This window comes from Streptomyces musisoli, assembly GCF_016741855.1.
GTDB classification, from domain to species: domain Bacteria; phylum Actinomycetota; class Actinomycetes; order Streptomycetales; family Streptomycetaceae; genus Streptomyces; species Streptomyces musisoli.
Window position 1 is genome coordinate 753,199 of record NZ_JAERRH010000001.1, and the last position, 25,695, is coordinate 778,893.

The window sequence follows — 25,695 nt, forward strand, 5'->3', positions numbered from 1 at the left end:
GCCAGCGGAAATCGGACATGGAACTGGGGGGTGCCCTCCGGTGGAGGCGAGCGGCCCTACATCCGGCGCCCCCGCTTCGCCTCCATCGCCGCCCTCCCCTCTGCTCCCTTCCGCTTCCAGTCCTTCTTGATCTCGGCCCGGACCCGGGCGTCGGTCTTGGCCACGATCCACTGGTTCTCCCGCACGAGCTTGCGGTAGCTCTCCAGCCGCCGGACCGGCAGCTCGCCGTCCTCGACGGCGGAGCGCACCGCGCAGCCCGGCTCGGACTCGTGGGCGCAGTCGTGGAACCGGCACCGCTCGGCCAGCTCCTCGATCTCGGAGAACACCTGCCCGACGCCCGCCTCGGCGTCGAACAGGCCGACGCCCCGCAGCCCGGGGGTGTCGATGAGCACCCCGCCGGAGGGCAGGGCGAGCAGGTTGCGGGTGGTCGTGGTGTGCCGGCCCTTGCCGTCGACGTCCCGGGCGGCCCGTACGTCCATGACGTCCGTGCCGACGAGGGCGTTGGCGAGGGTGGACTTGCCCGCGCCGGACTGGCCGAGCAGCACGCTCGTGCCGGAGCCGACGAGGGCGACGAGCACGTCGAGTCCTTCGCCGTGCAGGGCGCTGACCGTGAGCACGGGCACGCCGGGCGCGCTGGTCTCGACGTCCTGCACGAGGTGGGCGAGGGTGACCGGGTCCGGCACGAGGTCGGCCTTGGTGAGGACGACGACGGGCTGGGCGCCGGACTCCCAGGCGAGGGCGAGGAAGCGTTCCACCCGGCCGAGGTCGAGTTCCACGGCGAGGGACACGGCGACGACGGCGTGGTCGACGTTGGCGGCGAGGATCTGCCCCTCGGACCGCTTGGAGGAGGTGGAGCGGACGAAGGCGGTGCGGCGCGGCAGATACGTGCGCACGTATCGCGGGTCGCCGTCGGGGTCGACGGCGACCCAGTCCCCCGTGCACACGACCTTCATCGGATCGCGGGGCACGACGAACTCGGTGTCGGCGCGGACGATCCCGTCCGCGGTGGCGACGTCGCACTGGCCCCGGTCGACCCGGATCACCCGGCCGGGCAGCAGCCCGTCGGCGGCGTGGGGGGCGAACGCGTCGGCCCAGGACTCGTCCCAGCCATAGGGAGCCAGCGCGGAGAACACAGCAGAGGTGGAAGTCAAGGGTGACCCTTCACAAGGGTGGCCCCGGTCGGGCGCGTACGGTGCGCGGTCGGTTCAGCCGGTGGCCACGGAGGTGGACTTGAGGAGTTCCTGGATGCGGGCAGCGCCCGGCACAGTGACAGCCATCGGTCGACACCTCCTCGTCCTCGCTCGCGCGTCCGCACACCACCTCGGCGTGCGCGGCAACTGTATCCCGGCGGCGGGGCCGGGCGTCAACGTATTTTCCGCGGACCCGTTCCCGCGGCCCGCCCGCCCGGCACGTCCGCGCCCGGCGGCCTCAACCCGCGGTGCAGGGCGCCCCGTTGAGCGTGAAGCCGTAGGGGGTGCGGTTCTCGTCCTGCCGGCTGCCGAGGAAGCCGAAGGAGAGGGTGCCGTGGGCGGCGACCGTCTTGTTGTAGTCGGCGGCGGTGGCGGTGACGCGGGAGCCGTTCTGGTGGGCGGTGGCGTCCCACATCTGGCCGACCCGCTGGCCGTCCCGGAAGGACCAGGCCACCTGCCAGCCGGCGAGGGCCTGGTCGGTGGTGACGGTGACGGTGGCCTGGAAGCCGTCGGGCCACTGGTCGGTCAGGTCGTAGGCGACCCGGCAGCCGGCCGGCGGGGTGGTGGCCGGGGCGCCGGTGGGTGTGGCGTGGTGGGTGGCGGAGGAGGTGCCCTGGGGTTCGGGGCCGGGCTTCGTCCGGGGGGACGTCCGCGCGGTGGCGGTGGCGGAGGGCCGGGCGGAGGGCGAGCCGGTCCGGGTGGGGCGTGCCGTGGTGGGGCGGGCCGAGGTGCGGGGGACCTCCGGGTCGGCGACCGGCTGCCGGTCGTCGTGGGCGGCGGCCTCCTCGCCGGCGCCGCCGAACGGCATCATCGACGCCCCGAGTGCCAGCGCCGACAGCAGCACCGCGGCGGCGATCAGCCCGCCGCGCAGCGCCCGGCTGCGGCCGGTGCCCTCCTCGGGATCGGCGGCGGAGGCGTCGGGGCGGCCCGCGCCGAGGCGGACCTCGGTGGCGCGGCGGCGCCGCTCCAGATAGGCGAGACCGCCCCAGCCGATGACGCCGCCGGCCAGTGCGGCCGGCAGTCCGCCGCCGTGCAGGCGCAGGCAGGCGGCCGCCTCGGCGCACCGCACACAGGTGGCGAGGTGTCCGGAGAGGTCCGCGGGGGTCTCGGCGGTGGGTGAGCGGGTGACCGCGTCCAGCAGGCGGGCGTAGCTGCGGCAGTGCGCGTCCAGCGGGGAGTCGAGGTGGGCGCGGTGGCAGCGGTCCCGGAACAGGGTGCGGACCTGGTCGAGTTCGCCGGCGGCGGTGGCCGGGTCCAGACCGAGCCGGCGGGCCACGGTGGGCAGCGGGAGCGCCTCCACCTCGGCCAGCCACAGCAGCGTGGCGTCGGCCTGCTGCATGTCCCGCAGGCCGCGCAGCGCGACCGGGCGCCGCAGCGGCGGGCCGGAGAACCGGGCGGCTCCCTCGGAGTTGAGCCACAGCCTGAGGTCGGGGTCGAGCCGGTGCCCCCGGCCGTCGGCCTCCCAGTCGGCGGCGGTGCCGCGTACGGCGGTGAGCAGGGCCGGGATCGTCGGCAGCCGTGCGGTGCGGCGGCCGGCGCCGCGCACATGGGTGCTCGCGGCGGCGCGGACCTCGCGCATGCCGAGCGTGAATGCCTCCGTGGCCAGCTGATGGGCCGTCAGCGAGCCTGAGGTGCACAGGTCCGCGTACGAGAGCACCGCGTCCCAGCACTCCGAGAACAGCGCGGCCTCGATGTCGTCCTGGGGGGTCGGCAGGTCGGGCATGGGACTCCTGCATCCACGAGCGAGGTCAACTCACCAAAGGCAAAAGGGGAGTTGCGGAAACCTCGCGGCAGGGCACAGAGCCTTTCACGTCCTTGACACAACTGACAAGCGGCCTGTTCACATCCGGTTACCGACGGTGGCGGCCCGGACGCGCGCCACGGCGAACCCGCAACTTCGGCCTCCAGTACGGACGCGGACGCGGTTCGGCTCACCGCCGGGCCGACCCCCGTGGCGGCGGGTCACGCCGGCGCCGGCACCTCCGTGGACCCGTCCGCCGAACCGGGCTCCCCCGCCGGCGCGGGGAGGCTGTCCATGAAGGAGCTGACGGAGAACACGGCGCGGCCGGGGCCGGGCGGGCCGTAGCCGGGCGGGGAGGACAGGCCGAAGTCGTCCATCGTCTGCCGGTAGGCCTGGAGCAGCCGGATGTGGTACTCCAGCGGCGCACCCTGCGGGTTGGCCTTGCCGAGCGGGGTGGTGGGTTCCGGGCACCAGGTGGTGAAGCGGGGCGTGATGCCGTGCGACATGAAGAAGCGCAGGCCTTCCGTGGTGGAGGCGATGGCCTCGTCGACGGTGGTGAAGCCGAACGGCTCGGCCATCTCCACGCCCGCCACGAAGTTGGGGATCACGTTGCGCGCGCCGAAGATCTCGGCGGAGTCCAGGATCCGCTTGTGCCACTCGTCGCGGCCGATGTAGCGCTCCTTGCCGGGGCAGTACAGCTCGAACAGCCGGCGGTCCCACACCTCGAAGTTGGGGTGGTAGATCTGCACGCCGTAGTCCTTGAACCGCTGCACGTCGGGCTTGGGCAGCGCCTGGGCCACGACCTTGCCGATCCAGCGGCCGGGGAAGCGCTCCTCGATCGCCTTGGCGTAGTGGCCGTAGAAGTCGGCCTCGTCGCGGCCCGCCACCTTCGACGTGATCGCGCCGCCGGTGAGGGTGTAGGCGGTGGACACCTTCTGGGTGTCGTACCGGTCGATGATCTCCAGGGCCTCGAGGACCTCCTCGACGTCCTTCACCCCGGTGTAGGGCCGTCCGGCCGCCTTGTGCTGGCGCCAGTTGTGGTTGATGTCGCAGTACTGGCACTCCTCCTTGGCGCCGAAGTACTGGCAGACCCGGAAGACGGTCAGATAGATCAGGTAGCCCCACTGGATGGTCGGCGCGACCTCCATCACGGACTTCCCGTTGGAGAGGGTGTGCCGGTAGTACTCGGGCATCGGCGGGACCCCGACGTCGGCGATGCGCCTGCCGTCGAGGTACAGCCCGAGCACGCCCTCCTCGTCGGCGGCGACGCGGTACGGCGAGGCGGGGTTCACCCGTACGGAGACGACCGTGCGCCGCAGGTCGTACGGCCCGCCGGTGAGGATGATCTCCTCCGGGGGCCGGCGCAGCGCGGCCTCGCCCAGTTCGGGCAGGGTGCCGTGGTCGAAGGAGAAGATGAAGTAGGACTTCGGTTTGACGTCGCCGTCCTCGTTGTCGCTCAGGGCGGACTTGTCGAAGGCGACACCGCCCCGGAGCAGGTCCTCCTTGAAGACGGCCTCCCGCGGCACCTGTGGGAACCGCTCCATCAGATCCTCGACCAGCGCGGTACGACTGCTCATCCGTCTGTCTCCTCCCGGCTCAGGCTGCGCCTCCCACCGTATGCCCCCATCACCGGCCGAACCGTGCCGGGTCCCTGCATGCCGCGCGAGGTGCGCCGGGGCCGGCGGGTGCTCGGCGCGCTCAGGCCGTCCGCTCCAGCGCCGCGTGGTCGACGGCGTACCGCAGACCGTCCCCGGACGCCAGCCGCTCGGCCTCCTCCACCACCACGCGGCCGAGGCGGGCCACCTCGTTGCCCTGCGAGCCGGCCAGGTGCGGGGTGACGAAGGCGTTCGGCAGGTCGTACAGCGGGGAGTCGGCGGGCAGCGGCTCGGGGTCGGTCACGTCCAGCACGGCGCTCAGCCGCCCGGCACGCAGCTCCGCGACCAGCGCCTCGTGGTCGAGCAGGGCACCGCGTGCGGTGTTGATGAGCACCGATCCCGTGGGCATCAGGGCCAGTTCGCGGGCGCCGACGAGGTGGCGGGTCTCGGCGGTGTGCGGGGCGTGCAGGGTGACGATGTCGGAGGTGCGCAGCAGTTCGTCCAGCGGCAGCAGCGGTACGCCGAGACGCGCGGCCTCGGCCGCGTCCACGTAGGGGTCGGCGAGCGTGACGGCGAGGTCGTGGGGGCGCAGCAGTTCGAGCAGGCGGCGGCCGATGCGGGAGGCGCCGACGACACCGACGCGGCGGCCGTGGTTGCCGACACCGGGGAGGATGCCGCCGTAGGGGAAGGCGCGCCGGTCGCGCAGCCGGTCGCGCAGCGCGAAGACGTCCTTGCCGGCCAGCAGGATCATGGCGAGCGTGTACTCGGCGACGGGCACGGCGTTCGCGTCGGCGGCCGAGGAGACGGCGATGCCCCGCTGCCACACCTCGGGGCCGGCGAGCCCCTTGACCGAGCCGGCCGCGTGCAGCACGGCGCGGAGTTCCGGGGCCGCGTCCAGCACGGCGGGGTCCAGGCGGGGGCAGCCCCAGCCGGTGAGGAGGATCTCGGTGCCGGCGAGGGCCTCCCGGACCCGGGGATCGGTGAAGTCGTCCGCCACCAGAGTGGAATCGATTTCCACACAGGCGTGCAGCCGGGCCATCAGCTCCGGCGGGAAGACGAGCGGCACGTTCTGCGGTGTCATGGCGAACATCGCCCGGGGACGCTCGGTCAAGGAAGTGAACCTTCCGGCTCGGTGACGTGCGGACGGCAACCGCTCTCCACGGTAGGTCGCGCCGGATGGGAGGGGCAACGGACACGCAACTCCCCGGGAGGACGCACGGATGACCGAGGCAGCGGACGGAGAGCCCAGGGAGGCCGAGGGGCCCAAGGACACCGGGGAGCCCGGGGACGCCGGGGAGCCCGGGGAGCCGGGGAGCCCGGGGACGCCGGGGAGCCCAAGGACACCGAGGAACCCGGGGACGCCGGGGGCACGTTCACCAACGACTTCGTGCGGGACCTGCTCCATGACTGACCCGGCCCGCGGGGCGGCCGACTTCCTACAGCCCCTTTCCTAACCCCTTGTCGAAAGCCGTCCCAGCCCATAGCCTGACGCCCGCGCCGGGGCCGACGCCGCCCCGGCCCGGTCTGGTCCGGACGGGACGGGAGGGGCAGCCGCGTGAAGCGCACATCACGTGACATCCGCACCGCGAACCGCTACGAGGTGCTGCGCCAGATCATCGCCGAGTCTCCCACGTCCCGTCAGGAACTGGCGGCCGCCACCGGGCTGAGCCTGGCCACGGTGGCCACGCTCGTCGGCGAGCTGCTGGACCTCGGCCTGATCACCGAGGTCGGGTTCGAGGACTCGGCCGGGGGCCGCCCCCGCGGACTGGTCGCCGCCAACGCGTCGGGCGGCGCCCTGATAGGCGTGGACATCGCGGAGACCTACGTCCATGTCGAGCTGTTCGACCTGGCGCTGAACGTGCTGGCGCGGTCCGACGAGGACATGCGGGCCGGGGAGAGCCGGCCCGAGCAGGTGGTCCGGCACGTCGCCGCCGGGATCGGCTCGGTGGCGGCCCGGGCCGGCATCGAGGCGGCGCGGGTGCTCGGCGTCGGGGTGAGCGTGCCGGGCCAGGTCGACCGGGACACCGGCGTCGCCGAGTACGCGCCCAACCTGGGCTGGCACGACGTGCCGTTGCTCGGTCTGCTCGCCGAACACATCGCCCACCCGCTGTACCTGGACAATCCGCTGCGCGCCTGCACCGTGGCGGAGCTGTGGTTCGGTGCGGCACGGGGCCGCGGGGACGCCGTGGTGGTCAACCTCGGCACCGGGGTCGGCGCCGGCCTGGCCCTCGGCGGCGGGCTGCACCGGGGCGTGAGCAACAGTGCCGGCGAGTGGGGACACACCACGCTCGTGCTGGACGGGCGGCTGTGCCACTGCGGCAACCACGGCTGTGTCGAGACGTACGTCGGCGCACCCGGCATCATGCAGAACCTGCGCGAACTCAGCCCGCGGTCCCCCCTGCTGCACCCCGACGACCAGACCGCCACCATCGACGCGCTGGCCCGCGCGGCCGCCGGGGACGACCCGGTCGCCCTCGGGGTCGTCCGCGAGACGGCCCGTCACCTCGGCGCCGGCATCTCGGACCTGATCAACCTCCTCAACCCCGAAGTGGTCGTCCTCAGCAGCTGGGTGGCCGCCCGGCTGGGCGAGCCGCTGCTCGGGGAAGTCCGCCGGGCGGTCGCCCGGCACGCGCTGCGCCGGCCGCTGGCCGCCACCGAGATCGTCCTCTCCCCGATCCCCACCGACCCGGTGTGCCTCGGCGCGGCGACGTTCGCGCTGGAAGGGGCGCTGCGGTCCGCGGGGCAGCGGGCGGCGAAACGCACCACGACCGCGAGGGGCCGTACCGCACCGCCTTCATGACGACGGAAGGGATGAGACCCATGTCGTTCCGGACCTCCACGCAGTACGTCGAGGACGTCTCGCCGGGCTCCGGGGCGCTGCCGCCCCGGGCCTGGTACGCCTCCTCCGACGCCAAGGCCCTCTGTCTCGGCGGCAGCTGGCGCTTCCGGCTGTCGGACACGGCCGACGCCGAGGACGACTCGTTCGCGGCGCCGGGGTACGACGCCGGCGGCTGGGCGCAGGTGTCGGTCCCCGGCCACTGGGTGCTCCAGGGCCACGGCTCCCCCGTCTACACCAACCACCTCTATCCGTTCCCGGTGGATCCGCCCCGGGTGCCGACCGAGAACCCGACCGGCGACCACCTGCGCCTGTTCGACCTGCCCGGGGACTGGCCCGAGGACGGTGGCACCGTGCTCCGTTTCGACGGCGTGGAGTCCTGTGCCCGGGTCTGGCTGAACGGCACGGACCTCGGTGAGTTCAAGGGCTCCCGGCTGCCGCACGAGTTCGCGGTCGGGCACCTGCTGAAGCCGGGCGGGAACGTCCTGGCGGTCCGTGTGCACCAGTGGTCGGCGGGCTCGTACCTGGAGGACCAGGACCAGTGGTGGCTGCCGGGCATCTTCCGGGACGTCACCCTGCTGCACCGCCCGGCGGGCGGCGTCCTCGACTTCTTCGTGCACGCCTCGTACGACCACACCACCGGTGCGGGCACGCTGCGCGTCGACTCCGACGTGGACGGCCGGGTGACCGTCCCGGACCTCGGCATCGACGTCGCGGCCGGCGAGCCGGTGACGGTGCCGGTCGAGCCGTGGTCGGCGGAGACACCGAGGCTGTACGACGGCGTGCTGGCCACCGGGGGCGAGCGGGTGCCGCTGCGCATCGGTTTCCGTACGGTGGCGCTGTCGGACGGCCTGATCAGGGTGAACGGCCGCCCGGTGCTCTTCAAGGGCGTCAACCGGCACGAGTGGCACCCCGAGCGGGGCCGGGCGCTCGACCTGGCCACCATGCGCGAGGACGTGCTGCTGATGAAGCGGCACAACATCAACGCCGTCCGCACCTCCCACTACCCGCCGCACCCGGCGTTCCTCGGCCTGTGCGACGAGCTGGGCCTGTGGGTGATCGACGAGTGCGACCTGGAGACGCACGGCTTCACCGAGCAGGGCTGGCGGGACAACCCCGTGGACGACGACCGCTGGACCCCGGCCCTGCTCGACCGCGCGGCCCGCATGGTGGAACGGGACAAGAACCACCCGTCGGTCGTGATCTGGTCCCTCGGCAACGAGGCCGGGACCGGCCGGGGCCTGACGGCGATGGCCGAGTGGATCCACGGCCGGGACCCCTCGCGGCTGCTGCACTACGAGGGCGACCCCGGCTGCCGCGACACGGACGTGTACTCACGCATGTACGCCGACCACGCCGAGGTCGAGCGGATCGGCCGCCGCCTGGACGGCGGGACGCACAAACGGCGTCAGCTCCCCTTCGTCCTCTGCGAGTTCGGGCACGCCATGGGCAACGGTCCCGGCGGACTCGCCGACTACCAGCAGCTCTTCGAGGCCCACGAGCGGCTCCAGGGCGGTTTCGTCTGGGAGTGGATCGACCACGGCATCGCCCATCCCGAGCTGGGCTACGCCTACGGCGGCGACTTCGGCGAGGAGCTGCACGACGGCAACTTCGTCTGCGACGGCCTGCTCTTCCCGGACCGCCGGCCCTCCCCCGGCCTGACCGAGTACAAGAAGGTGATCGAGCCCGTCGGCATCTCGGGCGACGGCACGGACGGCACGGTCCGCGTCACCAACAAGTACGACTTCGCGGACCTGTCGGCGCTGGCCTTCTCGTGGACGTACGAGGTCGAGGGCGAGGTGGTGGACTCCGGCACCCTGACGGTGCCGGCGCTGGCGCCCGGCGCGTCCGCCGACCTCGGGCTGCCCGAGCCGCCGCCCGGCGCACCGGCCGGCGAGGCGCTCTGGACGGTCCGTGCGGTGCTCGCGGCCGACACCCCGTGGGCGCCGAAGGACCACGTGGTCGCCTGGGGCCAGATCCCGGCGGCGCAGCGCCGCACGCCGTACGTCGCGGCGGCCGCCCGGCCGGTCGCCCGCGACGGGGTGATCACCCTCGGCCCCGGCGTCTTCGACGCCCGCACCGGCGCCCTGCGGGCCGTCGGTGACGTCGGCGTCTGCGGTCTGCGGCTGGACGTGTGGCGGGCCACCACCGACAACGACGACGGCGCCGCCTGGCAGAGCGGCCTCCGCTACGGCCTGCTCTGGCGCAAGCTGGGCCTGCACCGGATGCGGCACCGGCTGGACGCGGTTGAGGTGAGCGAGGACGCGCTGACGGTCCGCACGAGGGTGGCGCCGGCCGCCCGGGAGACGGCGCTGTCGGCGGTGTACCGCTGGACTTCGGACGGTGACCGGCTGCGGCTGGCCGTCGCCACCGTCCCGGAGGGTGACTGGACCGTCCCGCTCCCGCGGCTCGGCATCCGCTTCGGGCTGCCGGCGGCCGACCGCGTGGAGTGGTTCGGCGGTGGTCCGGGTGAGGCGTACCCGGACACCAAGGCGGCCTCCGCGGTGGGCCGTTGGCGGTCGACCGTGGAGGACATGCAGACGCCGTACGTCCGTCCGCAGGAGAACGGCGCCCGCATCGAAGTCCGCTGGGCGGAGCTGGGCGGCCTGCGCGTCGAGGGCGACCCCGCGTTCTGGCTCACCGCCCGCCGCTGGACCACCGAGCAGCTGGACGCGGCGACCCACCGCACCGACCTGCTGTCCGGCGGGACGGTCTGGGTCAACCTCGACCACGGCCAGCACGGCATCGGCTCCCAGTCCTGCGGTCCGGCCCCGCTGCCCCGGTACCACCTGAAGGCGGAACCCGCGGAGTTCTCGTTCGTGTTCTCCGTGTCCGCGACCCCGACAGTGTCCGCCACCCCGAACGCCGGCTGAACCAACCGGGTCCCGAGGCCCGCGCATCCGCCCTGCCCCGCCCGGCCCGGCCTCGCGCCGGCCGCAGGAGCCCGCCCCCACTTCCTAGATGCTCTAGGATTTCTCCTAGGCATCCAAGGAGGTGGGCGTGTGGCCCGGGTGGGACTCAGCGTGCAGCGGCTGGTGGCCGCCGCCGCGGAGCTGGCGGACGAGGCCGGCTTCGACAACCTCAGCGTCTCCGCGCTGGCCCGCCGCTTCGGGGTCAAGGACGCGAGCCTGTACTCGCACGTCCGCAACCTCCAGGACCTGCGCACCCGGCTGGCGCTGCACGCGGGCGGCGAGCTGATCGACCGGATCGCGGCGGCCGTGGCCGGGAGGGCGGGCAAGGAGGCGCTGACGGCGTTCGCCGGCGCCTACCGGGAGTACGCCCTGGAGCACCCGGGCCGGTACGCGGCCACCCAGATCCGCATCGACCAGGCCCTGATCGCGGACTCCCCGGCACTGCGCCGCACCGCGGAGATCACCTACGGCATGCTGCGCGCCTACGGCCTGGCGGAACCGGACCTCACGGACGCGGTGCGCCTGCTGCGCAGCACGTTCCACGGGTACTGCGTGCTGGAGAGCGCGGGCGGCTTCGGCGCGGACCGGGACGTAGGGGCCTCCTGGGACAAGGCGGTGGACGCCCTGCACATCACCCTCGAACACTGGCCCCGGGAGCGGAAGAGCGATGACTGACACCCCGCACCACGACGTCACCGGCCGCGGTCCCGTGCTGCTGCTCCACCCGGGCGGCTCCGGGCACCCGATGGGCCTCGGACCGCTGACCGAGCGGCTGGCACAGCGCTTCACCGTGGTGACGTACGACCCGCTGGGCCTCGCGCACGGCCGGCTCGGACAGCCGGTCCCCGAACAGCGGCCTGCGGACTGGAGCGAGGGGGCGCGGCGCGTGCTGGAGGCGGTGCTGCCCGAGGGCGAGTCGGCGTACGTCTTCGGCACCAGCTCCGGAGCCATCGCCGTGCTGGACCTGCTGGCCCGGTATCCCGGGCGGCTGGCGCACGTGGTCGCGCACGAGCCGCCGTGCGTCACGGTCCTGCCGGACGGGCAGGCGCGGCGGGCCGAGCTGATCGAGCAGCTGGACGGGCCCGGACGCCCGCCCGCCGAGGGCGCTTCCGCCACCCCGTTCGGCGTCTTCCTGGCCCGCGTGCTGCGCCCGTTCAGCGCGTACGCGCCCGCCTTCACCCCGCCTCCGGCGCGGCTCACCATCGCCTACGGCACGGACTCGCGCGGTCAGCTGCTGCACCGCACGGCCGAGGTGCTCGCCGAACGGCTGGCGAGCGCCTGCGTCGCCTTCCCGGGCGGGCATCTCGGCACGACGGATCATCCGGTGGAGTTCGCCGACGTGCTCGCCGAGACGCTGCGTTCGAGTGCGCGGACGTCGGCGTAGGAGGGGGTCGTACCGCCCGGGGTGCGTCCCGCGGCGATGTCGGCCACCGCGTCCAGGGCCGCGCCGAGCGCCCGCCGGTACAGCAGCGAGCCGAGGCTGACGCGGCGCACGCCGAGCTCGGCGAGGCGGGCGAGCGTGGGTCCGGCGGGCGAGTACAGCACGTTGAGGGGGACCCCGGTGTGCCGGACGAGGGCCGCGATGCGCTCCGGGTCGGTCACGCCCGGCACGAACACGCCGTCGGCGCCCGCCTCCTGGTAGGCGTCGAGCCGGCGCAGGGTGTCCTTCTCGTCGCCGTCGCCCGCCCAGTGGGTGTCGGTGCGGGCGTTCACGAACAGGCCGGGCACGGCCGCCTTCACGGCCGCGATCTTCGCCGCGTGCCGGCCGGCCGGGCCCAGGCCGTCCTCCAGGTTGATGCCGGCAGCACCGGCGGCCCACAGCTCACGGGCCAGCTCGGCGACGTCGTCCGGGTCCTCGCTGAAACCGTCCTCGGCGTCGACCGAGAGGAGGTACGGCCCGGAGCCGAGGGTCAGGGCCAGGCGGACGGTGTGCTCGCGGGTCGCGGCCTCGCCGTCGGGCAGGCCGACGGCCGCCGCCACCGCCAGGCTCGTCGTGGCGATCGCCGGGAAGCCCCGGGCGGCGAGGGCGCCGGCCGAGGCGTGGTCCCAGGCGTTGGGCAGGAGCAGCGGCTCCCCCGGGCGGTGGTGGAGGCCGGCGAAGGAGGCGGGGGCGGGCTCTGCGGTCATACGGCCACGCTAGCTCCGGATCACTTCGGCCCCGGCCGAACCATGCACGGCACCCCGCCCACCCGTCCGTACGGGCCCCGCCCACCCCGGCCGCACGACACACCGCCCACCCGACCGTACGACACACCGCCCACCCGGCCGTACGGCAACTTGCCCGTCCGGCCGTCCGACCGCCCTGCCGTCCGGTGTCCCGTCGGTCCTCCCGTTCGGCGACCCTCCCGTGCCGAGCGGCGGACGCCTCACCGGGGCGCCACCGACCACGGCGAGCCCGCGGGCCCCCCGTCCGGTGCGGTGAACCGGAAGGCGGTGTCCGGGCCCGACGCCCAGCTCACCCGCAGTTCGTGGCCCGGCCGGGCGGCGTCGGCCTCCCGTACCGTGACGGACACCAGCTCCGCGAGGGGCAGGGGGTCCGCCTCCCCGGTGAGCCGGACGAGCGCCACGAAGAGCGTGGACCCGCCGCCCCCGGTCACCCCGGACGCCCCGGGCACCCCGGCCGCCTCCGCCGACGGGCCGTCGGCTCCGGCGAGTTCGGCGTGTACGCCGTCTCCTGACGCCCCGGCCGGCTGCTCCGACGAGCCGTCTGCCGCGGCGCGTCCGGCGCCCGCGCCACCCCCGTCCGGTCCCGTCACCTCCGCCGACAGGCCGCTGACCGGGGTGAGTTCGGAGCGGATGCCGGGACCGGACGGCCAGCCCGTCACCCGCACCGGCGTGCCGGGGGCCGCGCCCGCCACCAGGTGGGCCCGCACCTCCACGGCGCCCCGCACGGTCACCAGGCTGGTCACGGTGATCCCGGCGCGCCCGGTGTGCCGGGAGGCGGTCCAGCCCTCGCCCGTGCCGAGCGGCTCGATCCCGGTACGGCTGGGATCGCCGTCCACGATCACGCTGTTGTCGTACGACGGAACGGGCGCGGTGGCGGTCGAGTAGCCGAGCCGGGTGTAGTACGGGTCGTACCGGACGTCTTCGCTGCCGTGGTTGTGCAGCCGGACCAGCCCGTCCGAACGAGTGCTCTGCAGCAGCCAGTTGGGGGCGGGCACCGGATGCGCGGCGTCGGCGCGGTCGGCCGGTGCCGGTTCCTCCCGCGCCGTCCACACCTCGTGCCCGGGCGGCAGCAGCAGGCCGAGGAAGCCCTTGCTCGCCCAGTACGGGGAGGCGGGGCCCGAGTAGCTCTGCACGAGCGTGGTGTCGGGGCCGAGCCAGCCGAGCGGCAGCAGGCCCCGTTCGTCGACCGCGCCGCCGTCGAGGAAGTACCGCAGGGCCCCGGAGGCCAGGCGCCGCGTCTCGCCCGCCGACAGGGGGGTGTGCCCGGTCAGCGCGCCGAGCCAGAGCGGGGCCGTCGTCGCGAAGCGGTAGGTGAGGGAACGGCCCTGGTGCACGGGGGCGCCGTCGCCGCCGAAGAGCCGGGCGCAGTCGGCGAGATGGCGCGACAGCCGTCGGCCGTACACGTCGAGCAGCTCGGCGTCGCCCGCCAGCCAGGCGTGCAGGACCGGGTACAGGTGCATGGCCCAGCCGTTGTAGTAGTCGAACTTCCGGCCGTCGCCGTCGGTGTACCAGCCGTCGCCCGCGTACCAGTCCTCGATCCGCTCCAGTCCGCGGCCGATCACCTTGCGGGCGGCCTCCTCGCGGTGGCCGGTCTCCGCGAGGAAACCGGCGACGGTGACCGGGAACAGCTCCCAGTTGCACGGCCAGGGTTCCGCGGTGAGCGCGTCCGCCAGCCAGGCGGCGGTCCGCCCGCGCACCGCGTCGTCCAGCCGGTCCCACAGCAGCGGCCGGGTCAGCCGCAGGGCGAGCGCGACGGAGGCGGCCTCGACCAGCGGCTGACCGCGGTCCGTGATCCGCGGCCAGACACCGCCGGGGCCGGCCGTGAGTCCCTCGGCGTACCGGCCGAGCGCGGTCTCGTCGCGGCGGAACGCGGCCAGCAGCAGCGTGCGGGCGAACCCTTCCAGGCCGTCGGAGAGCCGGCCCGAGCGGCTCACCCGGTCGCCGGGCAGGTGGTAGAGGGCGCGGTCGGGGGTGGCGTACGGCTCGACCGCGGCGAGCAGGGCGTCGGCGGCGGCCTCCCAGTGGGCGCGGGTGTAGCCGGTGTACGGGCTCGACACGCGGTCGTCGGCGGGCAGTTCGATCACGGCGGTGGCCGTCCTTCCTGACGGGACCCAGGACGCCCCGGTTCCGGTCGGGGCGCCCCGGGGGTTCATCCCATCCGAACCTTGCACTCGGGCACCAGATGCGGGGCGAGCAGTCCCTCGCACACGCTGGAGAACCACACGGCGAGCGGCTCGGCGACGACGTCCGTGCGACGCACTCACCGGGCGGCGCCGGCGGCGGGCCCTCGCCGGCGCCGCCCGGCTCCGACGAGCGGGGCCGGGGCGAGGGGGCGGGAAGGGTCTTTCCTCGGACACCCGAACCCGGCGGGGTCCGCTTCGACTAGCGTCGTGACATGACCAGCGACACACCCCCCGGCCTCGCCGACGCCCTCGCCGCCGGGACGGTCGTCCTCGACGGCGGCATGTCCAACCAGCTGGAGTCGGCCGGGCACGACCTGAGCGACGAGCTGTGGTCGGCACGGCTGCTCGCCGAGCGGCCCGAGGCGGTCACCGAGGCCCACCTCGCCTACTTCCGCGCGGGCGCGAGCGTGGCGATCACGGCCAGCTACCAGGCCACCTTCGAGGGCTTCGAGAAGCGCGGCATCGGCCGGGCGGAAGCCGCGCGGCTGCTCGCGCTCAGCGTGGAACTGGCCCGCACGGCCGCCCGGCGGGCGGCGGACACGGGCGTCGGACGCCCGCTGTGGGTGGCGGCTTCGGTCGGACCGTACGGGGCGATGCTCGCGGACGGCTCCGAGTACCGGGGCCGGTACGGGTTGAGCGTGGCCGAGCTGGAGCGGTTCCACCGGCCCCGGATCGAGGCGCTGGCCGCCGCCGCTCCGGACGTGCTGGCACTGGAGACCGTCCCCGACACCGACGAGGCCGCCGCTCTGCTGCGGGCGGTCCGCGGGCTGGGGGTGCCGGCCTGGCTGTCGTACACGGTCGACGGCAGGCGGACGCGGGCGGGGCAGCCCCTGGAGGAGGCGTTCGCGCTCGCCTCCGACGTGGACGAGGTGATCGCGGTCGGCGTGAACTGCTGCGCGCCCCAGGACGCCGGACCGGCCGTGGAGATCGCGGCGCGGATCACCGGCAGACCGGTCGTGGTCTACCCCAACAGCGGCGAGACCTGGGACGCGCGGGCGCGCGCCTGGCGGGGCCGCACGACGTTCGGCCCCGCGCAGGTCACCGCGTGGCGGGAGGCGGGGGCGCGGTTGATCGGGGGGTGCTGCCGGGTGGGACCGGAGGGGATCGCCTCGATCGCGGGCGCGGTCGGATAGCGTCCGCCGGCTCAGCGGCGCAGTGCGCCCACCGAGCGGCGCAGCCTGCGCATCGCGGCGGCGAGTTCGGCCCCCGGCGCACGCGGCACGCCGGCCCGCGGGGGCCCCGGGAGGTCGGCCGCGGTCGCCCACAGGGCGATTTCCGCATCCCGTGGACCGTACGCGGTGTCCGGACCGCCGTCGTCGAAGATCCGTACCGGACGGCGGGCGTCCCACGCCGGCCAGCCGGGGTCCCCGGTCGTCACGAACCGCACCCAGGCGGCGTGCATCACGTCGCACAGCTCCTGCGGGGCGCCCTCGCCGGCCAGCTTCTTCGACTCGGGCACGTCCCCGGTGCCGAAGACGAACCCCAGCTCCAGGGCGTGACAGGCACCGAGGCCGGGGAGGCGGGACGGCCACGCGAACTCGTACAGGTAGGAGGTGCCGGGGCGGGCGTCGGCGAGCCGGTGCAGCGGCACCCGCAGCAGGTGGTCGGTGACCATCTGGCCGACGATCTCGGCGGTCCCGGCGCCGGGGCGCAGGGCCCGGTAGCCGCGCGGGACGTCGTGGCCCGCGTGACAGCGGGCCATCGCCCCGGCCAGGGCGACGGCACCGAGCCGGTCGACGCGCTCCAGCAGCCCGCCGGGCACCAGCCACAGCCGGTACTCGTCCCGGGTCCACCCCATGAGCAGCTCGGCGTCCCGGGCGGCGGCGCCTTCGGTCAGCGCCTTCAGCGGGTCGCCGGGCACCAGGTCGCCGTCCACGACGATGCCGAAGGCGGGTCCGCCCAGCACCGCGCCGCCGAGCCGGCCGACCTCGGCCTGGGTGCGCAGCAGCAGTTCGCGGTCGACGGCGGCGAACGCCTCGGCGGTGGGCGGGACCTTCAGCCGGGCGGCCATCCGGCGCACCATCCGCCGTACCTTTTCGCGGTCCAGGACCTCGGGCGCGCCGCTCTGGAGCACCGCCCGCCGGACCAGGCCCTGCGTCTGCGGCGCGGCGAGCAGGGCGCCTGCGCTGATGGCGCCGGCCGACTGGCCGCACAGGGCGATCCGGCCGGGGTCTCCGCCGAAGGCCGCGACCGACTCGTGCACCCAGCGCAGGGCGGCGAGCTGGTCACGCAGGCCGGGGTTCGGGGGCGCGTCCGGGAACAGTCCGTAGCCCTCCACCCCGAGCCGGTAGTTGACCGAGACGAAGACGACGCCATCGCGTGCGAAGGCGCTGCCGTCGTACACGGGCACCGCCGAGGAGCCCCTGGTCAGGGCGCCGCCGTGCAGCCAGACCAGCACCGGCAGCCGGGCGTCCGGTCCCGGTTCGGGGGTCCATACGTTGAGGTTGAGGCAGTCGTCGCCGGGGACGACCGGGTCGGACAGGTACTGGGCGAACGCCTCGGAGTACGGCGGTTTCGGCACGGTCGGCCCGAAGGCGCCGGCGTCCCGCACCCCGTCCCAGGGCTCGGGCGGCTGCGGCGGGCGGAACCGCCGGGGGCCGAAGGGCGGGGCGGCGTACGGTATCCCCCGGAAGACCGCGATCCCCCGCTCGTACCGGCCGCGTACGGCCCCGTGGGGCGTTCTCACCACGGGGCCCGTCTGGTCCGCCGTCATCGCCCACCAGCCCTTCGCCACGCGCGTGCAGTGTTCCTTCAGAGCACCACATCGCCCGGAGGTATTCCGGTGCACGGCCCCCGGCTGTGGGCCATTCGGCGTACACCGGGGCGCCGGATCCGGGGCGGGAGGGGCACGTCATGCCGCGTCCGGCGGCCGCCGCGCCGGCTGCCCGGCACCCGCCCCGCACCGGGCCGCCCCGTTCGGGATAGCGGGCGATGCATTCGGGCGTAGGCCGGTGACCGGGTGCGGACGGGCTCGTTCGCCGGGCATGAAGCACACCACGCATATCGCCGCGACCCTCGCCGCGGCCGCAGTCGCCCCGGTCACCGCCTACGGCACGGCACACGCCTCCAGCCACGTCCTCGCTCCCGGACAGCAGCGCGCCACCGTGGCCTCCCCCGCCGACGAGCACGACCCGAAGGAGGACGTGGAGACCGACGAGAACGGCCGCCCCGACCTCACGGAGGACTGAGTTCCCCGAGGACGTGGGGCAACGCGACGGCCGGGCACCTCCCGCACGGGGTGCCCGGCCGTCGTCCCGTTCCGTCCTCGCTCATTCCTCCTCGTGCCGGGCGGCGGCGGGGAAGAGGGCCTCGACCACGTCCACGGCGCTGCCGTCGTGATCGCTGCCGGCGGTGCCGCTGCCGGTCTGTGCGTTGCCCGTGCGGTCGATCTCGACGATCGCGTCCCTCTCCGAATTGTCGGTGCCGATCTGCGAGTTGTCGATCACGGTGACCAGGCTCCCGTTGCCCGCCGCGGGCGCGGCACCTGCTCCGAGCAGCACGGCGGCGACCGCCGTGGCGATGCCGAGCCGGGGTACGGCACCGGTCACACGCCCACGCCCTCGGGGCTGATCCGGTCGCGGGCGATGTTGCGCTCCAGCAGGGTGGTGGACGCCTTCACGCCGATCCCGCTCGCGGGGTCCACCTCCGCCAGCCGGCCGTCGGCCGCCTTCAGGTCGGCGAGCGCGGAGTCCATCGCCTCGTGCGCGGCGAACAGGCAGGGAGTGCTGTAGATGGCGACGTCCACGCCGAGGTCGGACAGCTCACCGAGGGACAGGCGGGGTGACTTGCCGCCGGCGATCTGGTTGAACAGCAGCGGCTTGTCGCCGACGACGTCCCTGATCCGCTTGATCCACTCGACGCTGCGCACCCCGTCGACCAGCACCACGTCGGCGTCCGTGGCGGCCAGCATCTCGGCGCGGTGCAGGATGTCGTGCTCGTCGGTGGCGTCGGTACGGGCGACGACGACCAGGTCCTTACGGGTCTCCAGGACCTTGTGCAGCTTCTCCAGGTACTCGTCCAGTGGCAGCACCTGCTTGCCGTCGGCGTGGCCGCAGCGGCGGGGCCGCTTCTGGTCCTCCAGGATCACGCCCGAGGCGCCGATGCGCTCCAGCCCCTCGACGACGTGACAGGCGACCTCGGGGTCGACGTACCCGTCGTCGATGTCGACCAGCAGGTGGTGGTGCGGGAACGCGCCCCGCAGCCGCTGGACGAAGGCCACCATGTCGGGCCAGGCGATGAATCCGATGTCCGGCAGTCCGTAGTACGAGGCCGCGAAGCCGAAGCCCGATACGAACATCCCGTCGTAGTGCTTGGCCGCGATCGACGCCGAATACATGTCGTACACGCCGATCAGCGGTGTGGTCCCGGGCCCGGCGATGCGCTCGCGCAGCTTCTTACCGTAAGTCAAGGTCCGGCTCCTTCTGTGGGTGGGTGACGCACGGGCCGGGGGTGGTCCCTTGCGTCTCGACGCCCTTTGCCAAGACAAGAGCATCCCTAGATAGTCACGTGACCTTCGCCCTACGCGAGCTTTACTCACCCCAATGGCGGAACCGGTTCACCGCAGAAACGTCACTCGGCCAGCCGTGATGCCCAGATGAGCCCCCCGTTGAGGTGAGCCCTGAGAGCCGGGTCGCGGCAGGCGCCGGAGGCGTGACCGAGGGCCGCCGTGGAACACCTGTCCACCTTCCGGGACCGCCTGGTTCCGCGACGAGGGCCCGCCCCGGTCGGCGGGCGGGACGCCGGGTGGAGCGACGGCGTCCGGGGCGGGGTCGTCGCGGTGGCCGGCCGGGCGGCCGCGGTCGAGGAGGCGGAGAGGGACGCCAGGGGGCTCCGGACGGAGGCCCACGCCCCGCGGCTCGGCATCCCCCGTCCGGTCACCGGCGGATCTCCGCTCAACCCCCTTCGCCCACACTGTTGTCGGGCGCTCCGTCGCCGTACGAGGGGAGGTCGCCGCGCTCCACCGGGGCCGTCGCCGTGGGAGCCGGCGGCAGGAAGCCGGCGAGTTCCGCCGGTGAGGGGCGGTGGACGGCGTCCGCGGCCTCGCGGACCACGTCGGGTGCCACCTTCTCGCCGCCGAGCCGCACCACCCGGCCCTTCACCGGCTCCCGGCACACGTAGCCCCCGGGACAGTCGGCGGCGCTGCCCCGCTCCGCGTAGAGGTGCAGGACGGCACCGTTCTTCGCCCAGTACGCGACGGAGAAGCCGTCGTCCCCGTTCACTCCGACGGACTGCTGCGCGAGCGTGAAGCCCGGCACGTCGGTGACGTACACGAGTTCCGGCGCGATGCCCAACGCGCGCAGTCGGGAGTCCAGTTCGGACCGAGCCGGGGCGGGCGCCGACTCCCGGGCGCGCCCGGCCTCCGGCTTTCCGGTGCCGGCAGCCGCCCCGTCGCCGCCGGCGTCCGCCTTCTCGGTGCCGCACGCGGTGAGCAGCGCGGGAAGGAGCAGGAGCAGCGGCAGGGCGCGTACGGTACGGATCATGCGCCCATGGTGCCGCACAGGCGTTCCACAGGGCGGTCCGATCCCGTAACCTCTCGCGCGATGAACGCCATTCCGCCGCTGCTGGACCATCTCGTCCTCGCCACGCCCGACTTGGCGGCCACGGTCGCCGAGTTCACGCGGCGGACCGGGGTCGCACCGGCGCCCGGCGGGGTGCACGTCGGACTGGGTACGCGGAACCATCTGGTGGGGCTCGGCGGCCGCAGCTATCTGGAGATCATCGGGCCCGACCCGGAGCAGCCCGAGCCCGCCGGGCCGCGGCCGTTCGGCGTCGACCGGCTGGCCGGGCCCGCGGTACCGACCTGGGCGATCAGCCCGCCCGATCTCGACGCGGCGATCGCCCGGGCCCGGGAGCGGGGCCACGACCCGGGCCCGGTACGGCCGATGAGCCGTCGCAGACCGGACGGCACCCTGCTGCGGTGGCGGCTGACCGACGCCGGCCCGGGGGACACCTCGGGCGTGCTGCCGTTCCTCATCGACTGGGGTGACTCCCGGCATCCGGCCGCCTCGGGCCTGCCGGTCACGCCACTGCTGGCGGTGTCGGCCTCGGTACCCGACCCGCGGCGGACGCGCGGCCCGCTGGCGGCCCTGGGCACCTCGCTGACGCTCACCACCGGGCCGACCGCCCTCTCCTTCACCGTGACCACCCCGAACGGTCCGGTCACCTTCGGCTGACCCCGCGCGGCCGGTCGTGGCGGCGGCCTGGGCGAGCCCGGTCTTTGAACGTGTTCAATTTTGCCTCTACGATCGGAGCCCTCGCCGTCGCGCGAAGGAGGGGGCATGCGTCACGAGGAGAGGTCCGCCACCAGAGGGCCCCGGCACGGGCTCGGACAGCTGGTGCGCTTCGGCGCGCTCCAGGCCCGCGCCTGCGCCTTCGCCGTCGCACTGCTGGCCGGGATCGGCGCCTCCCGGCTGCTGCCACCGCTGCCCGTGGCCCGCTACGACCTGGTACTCGTCTACGGCGTGCTGCTCACCCTCGTCGCCCGCCGGGTGGGCTGGGAGACCCGGCGGGACACCGCCGTGATCGTGGTGTGCCATGGGGTGGGACTGCTGTTCGAGCTGGTCAAGGTGCGGCTGGGCTCGTGGAGTTACCCGGAGGACGCCCTCACCAAGATCGCCGGGGTGCCGCTGTACGGGGGCTTCATGTACGCGGCGGTCGCCAGCTACGTATGCCGGGCCCGGCGGCTGATGCGGCTGCGCTACACCCGCTACCGCGCCGCCGCCACGACCCTGGTGGCCGCCGCCGTCTACCTCAACTTCTTCACCCACCACTGGATACCGGACCTGCGCTGGCCGCTCGCCGTGGCGATGACCGCGGCGACCGCCGGGACCTGGGTGGGCTTCAGCGTCGGCACGCACCGCTACCGCATGCCGCTGGCCGTCTCCTTCGTCCTGATCGGCTTCTTCCTGTGGGTCGCCGAGAACGCGGCGACCTATGCGGGAGCCTGGAGCTACCCGCAGCAGCTCACCGGCTGGCATCCGGTACCGCTGACCAAGTTCGGCGCCTGGTCGCTGCTGATCAGCGTGACGTTCGTCCTCGTCGAGCACCTCACGGCGGCCCGCCCGGACCGCCGCGCGGGCCGCGCGGAACCCGACCGGTGCCCGCCGCCGGTGTCCGATTCCTTCAAGACCGGCTGACCGGCCGCTGCCTACGGTGGCCGCATGACCGCACACATCGCCGTGATCGGCCTGGTCACCTCCGATCTGGCCGCCTCCCTCGCCTTCTACCGCCGCCTCGGGCTGGTCTTCCCCCCGGGAGCCGAGGACCAGCCGCATGTCGAGGCCGAGTTGCCCGGCGGACTGGTGCTCGCCCTGGACACCGAGCAGACCGTCCGCTCCTTCCACCCCGGATGGCGGCCGCCCACCGGCGCCGGGCGGATCGCGCTCGCCTTCCGGTGCGGCTCCCCCGCCGAGGTCGACGCCCGGTACGAGGAGCTGGTGGCTGCCGGCCACCACGGCGAACTCAAGCCGTGGGACGCCTTCTGGGGGCAGCGGTACGCCACCGTGCACGACCCCGACGGCAACGGCGTCGACCTGTTCGCCCCGCTACCCGCGGCCGCCGAGTAGCTCCCCGAGGGGCATGCCGGCCAGCTCCCGCACCTCCCGCGCCAGATGGGACTGGTCCGCATAGCCCGCGCGGGCCGCCGTCTCGGCGTACGGCGTCCCCGAGCGGGCCAGGGCCAGGGCCCGCCGGAGGCGCAGGATGCGGGCCAGGGTCTTCGGACCGTAGCCGAAGGCGGTCAGGCAGCGGCGGTGCAACCGGCGTTCACCGAAGCCGAGTTCGGCGGCCGTCGCGGACACCGGGCGGCCGGCGTCCAGGCACCCCACCAGCCGGCGCAGCACCGGGTCCGGGTCGCCGGCCTCCGCCGCCCGCTCCAGGGCGATGTCCTCCAGTGCCCCTGCCGGGTCGGGGGCCGCCGCGACCCGGTCACCCAGCCGCCGGACCCGGGCGGCGGGCCAGAGGTCCGCCAACTCCACCCGGAGATCGCGCAGTTCGTGCGCCGGTACGCCGAGCAGGGCGGGCGCGGTGCCGGGGAAGAAGCGGATGCCCGCCCAGGAACGGGCCGGGCCCCCGGGGACGTAGGGGCGGGTGTCGGGACCCGCGACCAGCAGCCGGCCCTCGCTCCACAGCAGGTCCATGCAGCCGTCGGGCAGCACCGGCCGGGCACCGGTCCCGTCCGGGGAGTTCGTCCACACGACCGCACCGGTCAGCCGCGACTCCCGCTCCGCGTACACGGGAGCCAGCCTACGTCGCCCAGGATGCCCGTGGCTTCGACGTCCGCCTTCTGCGTCAACTCGGTCATGGAGCCGGGGCGGGCGGTGGCGGTTCGGGCGGTTCGCCGGAGGGGGCCGTCGCCGGGGCGGGGGCGCCGAACAGTGGGAGGGCGTGGCGTATACGAAAGCGGCGGGCGTAGGCCGCGGTGGCTCCGACGGCCAGGCCGAGCAGCAGGAGGGAGCCGACGCGGTTGAGCAGCGGCACCGTGTCCGTGGGCAGTGTGGCGGCGGCGAGCGTGCTCAGTCCGCCGTCCAGCAGTTGCTCCGCTCCCCAGACCAGGGTGAGCACCCGCAGGCCCCGGCGGAACACGGCGCTGTCCCGCCAGACGCCGTCCCGCGCGTGGGCCGCCGGGCCGCGGTGCAGTCGCTGGCCCAGCAGGAAGGCAAGCGGTCTGCCGGTGAAGGCGGTGCCGACGACCCAGCCGCCGACCACGAGGGACAGGGCGGCGTCCTTGAACAACAGCACGCGCGGGCCGCCGCCGATCAGGGACACCAGCGCGGCGGTGGCCAGCAGGACCGTGAAGAACAGGTCCACGCCCTCGATCCGGCGATGCCGTATCGCGCCGGCCAGCAGGAGCAGGGCCGGCGGCGCGCCGCTCAGCAGGAGGGCCGGCGCCTGGCCCGCGCCCAGTGCGCGGGCCGCGTAGTAGACGAGGAGCGGCAGGACGATGTCGACGGCGAGGGCGAGCAGGGCCCCACGGGCCGCCCCGCCACCCGCCCCGTCGGCCCCGGCCGTGCGCAGGGTCGCCCCGCCCGTGCTCCCCGTCGTACCGGCCACACCGCCGGGCCGGGCCGGGCCCGGCGTCGTGTCGCCCTGGCGGGTGTCCGCTGTCGGGTTCCTCATGTCCGGCGCCTCCTTGCCCGCTGCCGCTTCGGTGCCGCGCGGCGCGACGACGGCGGCGCCCGGCTGCTGTGCTGCCGGCCGGACGGCTCCGGCCTGCGGGTCCACGCTAGGCGCGGGGCGGTTTCCGGCGGATCGGAGCACGGGTGGAGTGCCGGGTGGAAAACGGGAGGAAGGGCGCCGTCGCGTTCTCCACCGACGGGCTTAGACCCCAGGGTGGACACGCACAGCCGTCAGTCAGCCGAGCGCGGCCGCGTACCACGCGCTCCCGGCGCCGGGTGCTGCCTGCCGGGCCGCACCGTCACAGTTCCGGACGCGTCACAGCTCAGGACGCGCGGCGCCCCTGTCGCCTCCAGGGCCACCTTGGCCCCCATAGCCACCGCTTCCCTGGCAGCCGCCGTAGCCGCCGCCCTCGCCACCCCCATGACTGCCGCCACCCCCGTAGCCGCCATTGCCCCCGTGGCCGCCGAAGCCACCGAAACCGCCGTGGTCACCGAAGCCACCGCTTCCACCGAAACCGCCGGAGCCGCCGGAGCCGCCATTGCCGCCCATGCCGCCCCCGGCGCCGGTGCCTCCGAAGCCGCCGCTCCCCCCGTGGCCCGCGTCGCCCCCGTCGTCCCCGCTGCCGCCGTGACCTCCGTGGTCGCCTCCGTGGCCTCCGTGGTCGCCTCCGTGGCCTGCGCCGTCGCCCCCGTGGTGCCCCTTCCCGCCTCCGTGGCGCCCGCTCCCCCCGTCGGCCTTGTGCGCGTGGTGGGGGTTCCTCGCGTGGGTGCGGAGGCGGGCCGTCACGTCCTCCGGCGGCAGGAAGCGGGACCAGCGCTCGGGGAACTCGGACGGCATGTCGGGGTCGTCGGGATCCGCCTCGAGGGCCGCCGCGGCGCGGGCGACGTACTCGGCGACCTGCGCCTCCCGCACCCGCTCGTTGGCCTCGCGCGCGGCGGCCGTGGCCGCGGCCGGCCAGACCCGGTCGATGGCCGCGTTCACCGCCGCGCCGACGAGCACGGCGAAAGCGGACACACCGATCCACAGCAGCACCGCGACGGCGGCGGCCAGGGAGCCGTAGATCGTGGCGCCCTCGATGGTGTTCGTGAGGTAGATGCGCAGCAGGAAGCTGCCGAGGACCCACATCGCCAGGGCGACCAGCGCGCCGGGCACGTCCTCGATCCACTGGGAGCGGACCGGCACCGAGACGTGGTACAGCGTCGTCAGGAAGACGATGGACAGGATGATCACGACCGGCCAGTACAGGACCTGGACGACCGTCTCCGACCAGGGCACGATCCGGACCACCGCGTCCGGCCCCGCGACCATCAGCGGCAGCGCCACCGAACCGATCAGCAGAGCCACGATGAACAGCAGGAAAGCCATGATCCGGGTCTTGACGATGCCCCGGACCCCGTCAAGGCCGTACATGACGGTGATGGTGTCGATGAAGACGTTCACCGCGCGCGAGCCCGACCACAGGGCGAACAGGAACCCGATGGAGATGACGTCGGGCCGGCCGCCCCGCATCACGTCGTGCAGGATGGGCTCGGCGATGTCCTTGACGCCCTTGTCGGACAGCACCGTGCGGGAGGCCTCCAGGAGGTTGTTCTCCAGGCTGTGGATGGTGTCGGCGCCGGTCCAGTCGTCGACGTAGCCGAGCAGTCCGATCAGGCTCAGCAGCAGCGGCGGCACGGACAGCAGCGTGAAGAACGCCGCCTCGGCCGCCAGGCCCAGGATGCGGTACTCCATGCAGGAGTTGACGGTGTCCTTGAGCAACAGCCAGGCGGTCCTGCGCTTGGAGACGTTCCGGTAGAGGGCTCTGGCCCGGTGGAGCCGACCGGTCGGCCGCTCGGGGGGTTCACTTGCTGGCTGCACGACCCAAAGGTATCCGCAGCACGGGACCGCCCTCACCTTCCGGGGCCCATGGCCTGAATACGCCGTGTCCGGGGCGCCGGATCCGGCGCGCTCCGGGG

21 protein-coding genes and 1 pseudogene are annotated in these 25,695 nt (G+C 74.4%); 9 read left to right on the forward strand and 13 right to left on the reverse strand.

Features of this window, described 5'->3' with window-relative positions:
* Nucleotides 1-56: 56 nt before the first annotated feature.
* The 4 genes from rsgA to JK361_RS03095 form a co-directional block, all read right to left on the reverse strand.
* Nucleotides 57-1,151, reverse strand: a complete 1,095-nt coding sequence (gene rsgA, locus JK361_RS03080) for a ribosome small subunit-dependent GTPase A (protein ID WP_201814032.1) — start codon at nucleotides 1,149-1,151, stop codon at nucleotides 57-59.
* A gap of 277 nt (nucleotides 1,152-1,428) precedes the next feature.
* Nucleotides 1,429-2,913, reverse strand: coding sequence for a cellulose binding domain-containing protein (locus JK361_RS03085; protein WP_201814033.1), 1,485 nt, complete (start codon nucleotides 2,911-2,913; stop codon nucleotides 1,429-1,431).
* Nucleotides 2,914-3,152: 239 nt separating this feature from the next.
* Entirely contained in the window at nucleotides 3,153-4,508 is a 1,356-nt protein-coding gene (locus JK361_RS03090; RefSeq protein ID WP_201814034.1) for a radical SAM protein, read from the reverse strand.
* Between the two features lie 121 nt (nucleotides 4,509-4,629).
* Complete coding sequence (locus JK361_RS03095) at nucleotides 4,630-5,637, reverse strand: hydroxyacid dehydrogenase (protein WP_201814035.1); 1,008 nt, start codon at nucleotides 5,635-5,637, stop codon at nucleotides 4,630-4,632.
* Between the two features lie 444 nt (nucleotides 5,638-6,081).
* Between JK361_RS03095 and JK361_RS03100 the strand changes: the two genes are divergently transcribed.
* From JK361_RS03100 to JK361_RS03115, 4 genes are all read left to right on the forward strand, one after another.
* Nucleotides 6,082-7,326, forward strand: coding sequence for an ROK family transcriptional regulator (locus JK361_RS03100; RefSeq protein WP_201814036.1), 1,245 nt, complete (start codon nucleotides 6,082-6,084; stop codon nucleotides 7,324-7,326).
* 20 nt (nucleotides 7,327-7,346) lie between these two features.
* Nucleotides 7,347-10,235, forward strand: a complete 2,889-nt coding sequence (locus tag JK361_RS03105) for a glycoside hydrolase family 2 TIM barrel-domain containing protein (RefSeq protein ID WP_201814037.1) — start codon at nucleotides 7,347-7,349, stop codon at nucleotides 10,233-10,235.
* Nucleotides 10,236-10,364: 129 nt separating this feature from the next.
* Nucleotides 10,365-10,949, forward strand: coding sequence for a TetR-like C-terminal domain-containing protein (locus JK361_RS03110; protein WP_201814038.1), 585 nt, complete (start codon nucleotides 10,365-10,367; stop codon nucleotides 10,947-10,949).
* Nucleotides 10,942-11,658, forward strand: coding sequence for an alpha/beta fold hydrolase (locus JK361_RS03115; RefSeq protein WP_201814039.1), 717 nt, complete (start codon nucleotides 10,942-10,944; stop codon nucleotides 11,656-11,658). The genes JK361_RS03110 and JK361_RS03115 overlap by 8 nt, the downstream gene beginning before the upstream one ends.
* On the opposite strand, the gene JK361_RS03120 is transcribed toward JK361_RS03115, so the two are convergent.
* Together JK361_RS03120 and JK361_RS03125 are read right to left on the reverse strand one after the other, a co-directional pair.
* Entirely contained in the window at nucleotides 11,592-12,401 is an 810-nt protein-coding gene (locus JK361_RS03120; protein WP_201814040.1) for an isocitrate lyase/PEP mutase family protein, read from the reverse strand. The two genes, JK361_RS03115 and JK361_RS03120, sit on opposite strands and share 67 nt — an antisense overlap.
* 239 nt (nucleotides 12,402-12,640) lie before the next feature.
* The gene (locus JK361_RS03125; protein ID WP_201814246.1) at nucleotides 12,641-14,521 is read right to left on the reverse strand and encodes a DUF2264 domain-containing protein; all 1,881 of its coding nucleotides are present in this window, start codon (nucleotides 14,519-14,521) and stop codon (nucleotides 12,641-12,643) included.
* A 314-nt stretch (nucleotides 14,522-14,835) separates the two neighbouring features.
* On the opposite strand from JK361_RS03125, the gene mmuM reads away from it, so the two are divergent.
* Complete coding sequence (gene mmuM, locus JK361_RS03130; RefSeq protein ID WP_201814041.1) at nucleotides 14,836-15,756, forward strand: homocysteine S-methyltransferase; 921 nt, start codon at nucleotides 14,836-14,838, stop codon at nucleotides 15,754-15,756.
* Nucleotides 15,757-15,767: 11 nt separating this feature from the next.
* Here mmuM and JK361_RS03135 read toward each other — a convergent pair whose 3' ends face one another.
* Complete coding sequence (locus tag JK361_RS03135) at nucleotides 15,768-17,336, reverse strand: carboxylesterase/lipase family protein (RefSeq protein ID WP_201814247.1); 1,569 nt, start codon at nucleotides 17,334-17,336, stop codon at nucleotides 15,768-15,770.
* Nucleotides 17,337-17,607: 271 nt separating this feature from the next.
* On the opposite strand from JK361_RS03135, the gene JK361_RS03140 reads away from it, so the two are divergent.
* Nucleotides 17,608-17,811 (forward strand): hypothetical protein, encoded by a 204-nt coding sequence (locus JK361_RS03140; protein WP_201814042.1) that lies wholly within the window; start codon nucleotides 17,608-17,610, stop codon nucleotides 17,809-17,811.
* 81 nt (nucleotides 17,812-17,892) lie between these two features.
* Here JK361_RS03140 and JK361_RS03145 read toward each other — a convergent pair whose 3' ends face one another.
* From JK361_RS03145 to JK361_RS03155, 3 genes are all read right to left on the reverse strand, one after another.
* A complete protein-coding gene (locus JK361_RS03145; protein WP_307787139.1) occupies nucleotides 17,893-18,171 on the reverse strand; it encodes a hypothetical protein in 279 nt (92 codons plus the stop codon).
* Nucleotides 18,168-19,031, reverse strand: a complete 864-nt coding sequence (locus JK361_RS03150; RefSeq protein WP_201814043.1) for an isocitrate lyase/PEP mutase family protein — start codon at nucleotides 19,029-19,031, stop codon at nucleotides 18,168-18,170. Before JK361_RS03150 ends, JK361_RS03145 begins: the two co-directional genes overlap by 4 nt.
* A 484-nt stretch (nucleotides 19,032-19,515) precedes the next feature.
* Nucleotides 19,516-20,103, reverse strand: a complete 588-nt coding sequence (locus tag JK361_RS03155; RefSeq protein WP_201814044.1) for a membrane lipoprotein — start codon at nucleotides 20,101-20,103, stop codon at nucleotides 19,516-19,518.
* 60 nt (nucleotides 20,104-20,163) lie between these two features.
* On the opposite strand from JK361_RS03155, the gene JK361_RS03160 reads away from it, so the two are divergent.
* The 3 genes from JK361_RS03160 to JK361_RS03170 all read left to right on the forward strand — a co-directional run bounded on the left by JK361_RS03160 (nucleotide 20,164) and on the right by JK361_RS03170 (nucleotide 22,188).
* A complete protein-coding gene (locus JK361_RS03160; RefSeq protein ID WP_201814045.1) occupies nucleotides 20,164-20,796 on the forward strand; it encodes a VOC family protein in 633 nt (210 codons plus the stop codon).
* 105 nt (nucleotides 20,797-20,901) lie between these two features.
* A complete protein-coding gene (locus tag JK361_RS03165; protein WP_201814046.1) occupies nucleotides 20,902-21,759 on the forward strand; it encodes a DUF817 domain-containing protein in 858 nt (285 codons plus the stop codon).
* A gap of 24 nt (nucleotides 21,760-21,783) precedes the next feature.
* Nucleotides 21,784-22,188, forward strand: a complete 405-nt coding sequence (locus tag JK361_RS03170) for a VOC family protein (RefSeq protein ID WP_201814047.1) — start codon at nucleotides 21,784-21,786, stop codon at nucleotides 22,186-22,188.
* On the opposite strand, the gene JK361_RS03175 is transcribed toward JK361_RS03170, so the two are convergent.
* The 3 genes and pseudogenes from JK361_RS03175 to JK361_RS03185 form a co-directional block, all read right to left on the reverse strand.
* Nucleotides 22,168-22,857, reverse strand: coding sequence for a helix-turn-helix domain-containing protein (locus tag JK361_RS03175; protein WP_201814048.1), 690 nt, complete (start codon nucleotides 22,855-22,857; stop codon nucleotides 22,168-22,170). The genes JK361_RS03170 and JK361_RS03175 overlap by 21 nt on opposite strands.
* A gap of 64 nt (nucleotides 22,858-22,921) precedes the next feature.
* Nucleotides 22,922-23,740 (reverse strand): VC0807 family protein, encoded by an 819-nt coding sequence (locus JK361_RS03180; RefSeq protein WP_236052333.1) that lies wholly within the window; start codon nucleotides 23,738-23,740, stop codon nucleotides 22,922-22,924.
* Between the two features lie 726 nt (nucleotides 23,741-24,466).
* A pseudogene (locus JK361_RS03185) lies at nucleotides 24,467-25,597 on the reverse strand (YihY/virulence factor BrkB family protein); the annotation flags it as partial.
* Between the last annotated feature and the right edge of the window lie 98 nt (nucleotides 25,598-25,695).

Bases quoted from the DNA above. Each gene is read 5' to 3' on its own strand.
- JK361_RS03085 (WP_201814033.1), bottom strand. From the start codon at position 2,913: ATGCCCGACCTGCCGACCCCCCAGGACGACATCGAGGCCGCGCTGTTC.
- JK361_RS03090 (WP_201814034.1), bottom strand. From the start codon at position 4,508: ATGAGCAGTCGTACCGCGCTGGTCGAGGATCTGATGGAGCGGTTCCCA.
- JK361_RS03105 (WP_201814037.1), top strand. From the start codon at position 7,347: ATGTCGTTCCGGACCTCCACGCAGTACGTCGAGGACGTCTCGCCGGGC.
- JK361_RS03115 (WP_201814039.1), top strand. From the start codon at position 10,942: ATGACTGACACCCCGCACCACGACGTCACCGGCCGCGGTCCCGTGCTG.
- JK361_RS03120 (WP_201814040.1), bottom strand. From the start codon at position 12,401: ATGACCGCAGAGCCCGCCCCCGCCTCCTTCGCCGGCCTCCACCACCGC.
- mmuM (WP_201814041.1), top strand. From the start codon at position 14,836: ATGACCAGCGACACACCCCCCGGCCTCGCCGACGCCCTCGCCGCCGGG.
- JK361_RS03135 (WP_201814247.1), bottom strand. From the start codon at position 17,336: ATGACGGCGGACCAGACGGGCCCCGTGGTGAGAACGCCCCACGGGGCC.
- JK361_RS03140 (WP_201814042.1), top strand. From the start codon at position 17,608: ATGAAGCACACCACGCATATCGCCGCGACCCTCGCCGCGGCCGCAGTC.
- JK361_RS03155 (WP_201814044.1), bottom strand. From the start codon at position 20,103: ATGATCCGTACCGTACGCGCCCTGCCGCTGCTCCTGCTCCTTCCCGCG.
- JK361_RS03160 (WP_201814045.1), top strand. From the start codon at position 20,164: ATGAACGCCATTCCGCCGCTGCTGGACCATCTCGTCCTCGCCACGCCC.
- JK361_RS03165 (WP_201814046.1), top strand. From the start codon at position 20,902: ATGCGTCACGAGGAGAGGTCCGCCACCAGAGGGCCCCGGCACGGGCTC.
- JK361_RS03170 (WP_201814047.1), top strand. From the start codon at position 21,784: ATGACCGCACACATCGCCGTGATCGGCCTGGTCACCTCCGATCTGGCC.
- JK361_RS03180 (WP_236052333.1), bottom strand. From the start codon at position 23,740: ATGAGGAACCCGACAGCGGACACCCGCCAGGGCGACACGACGCCGGGC.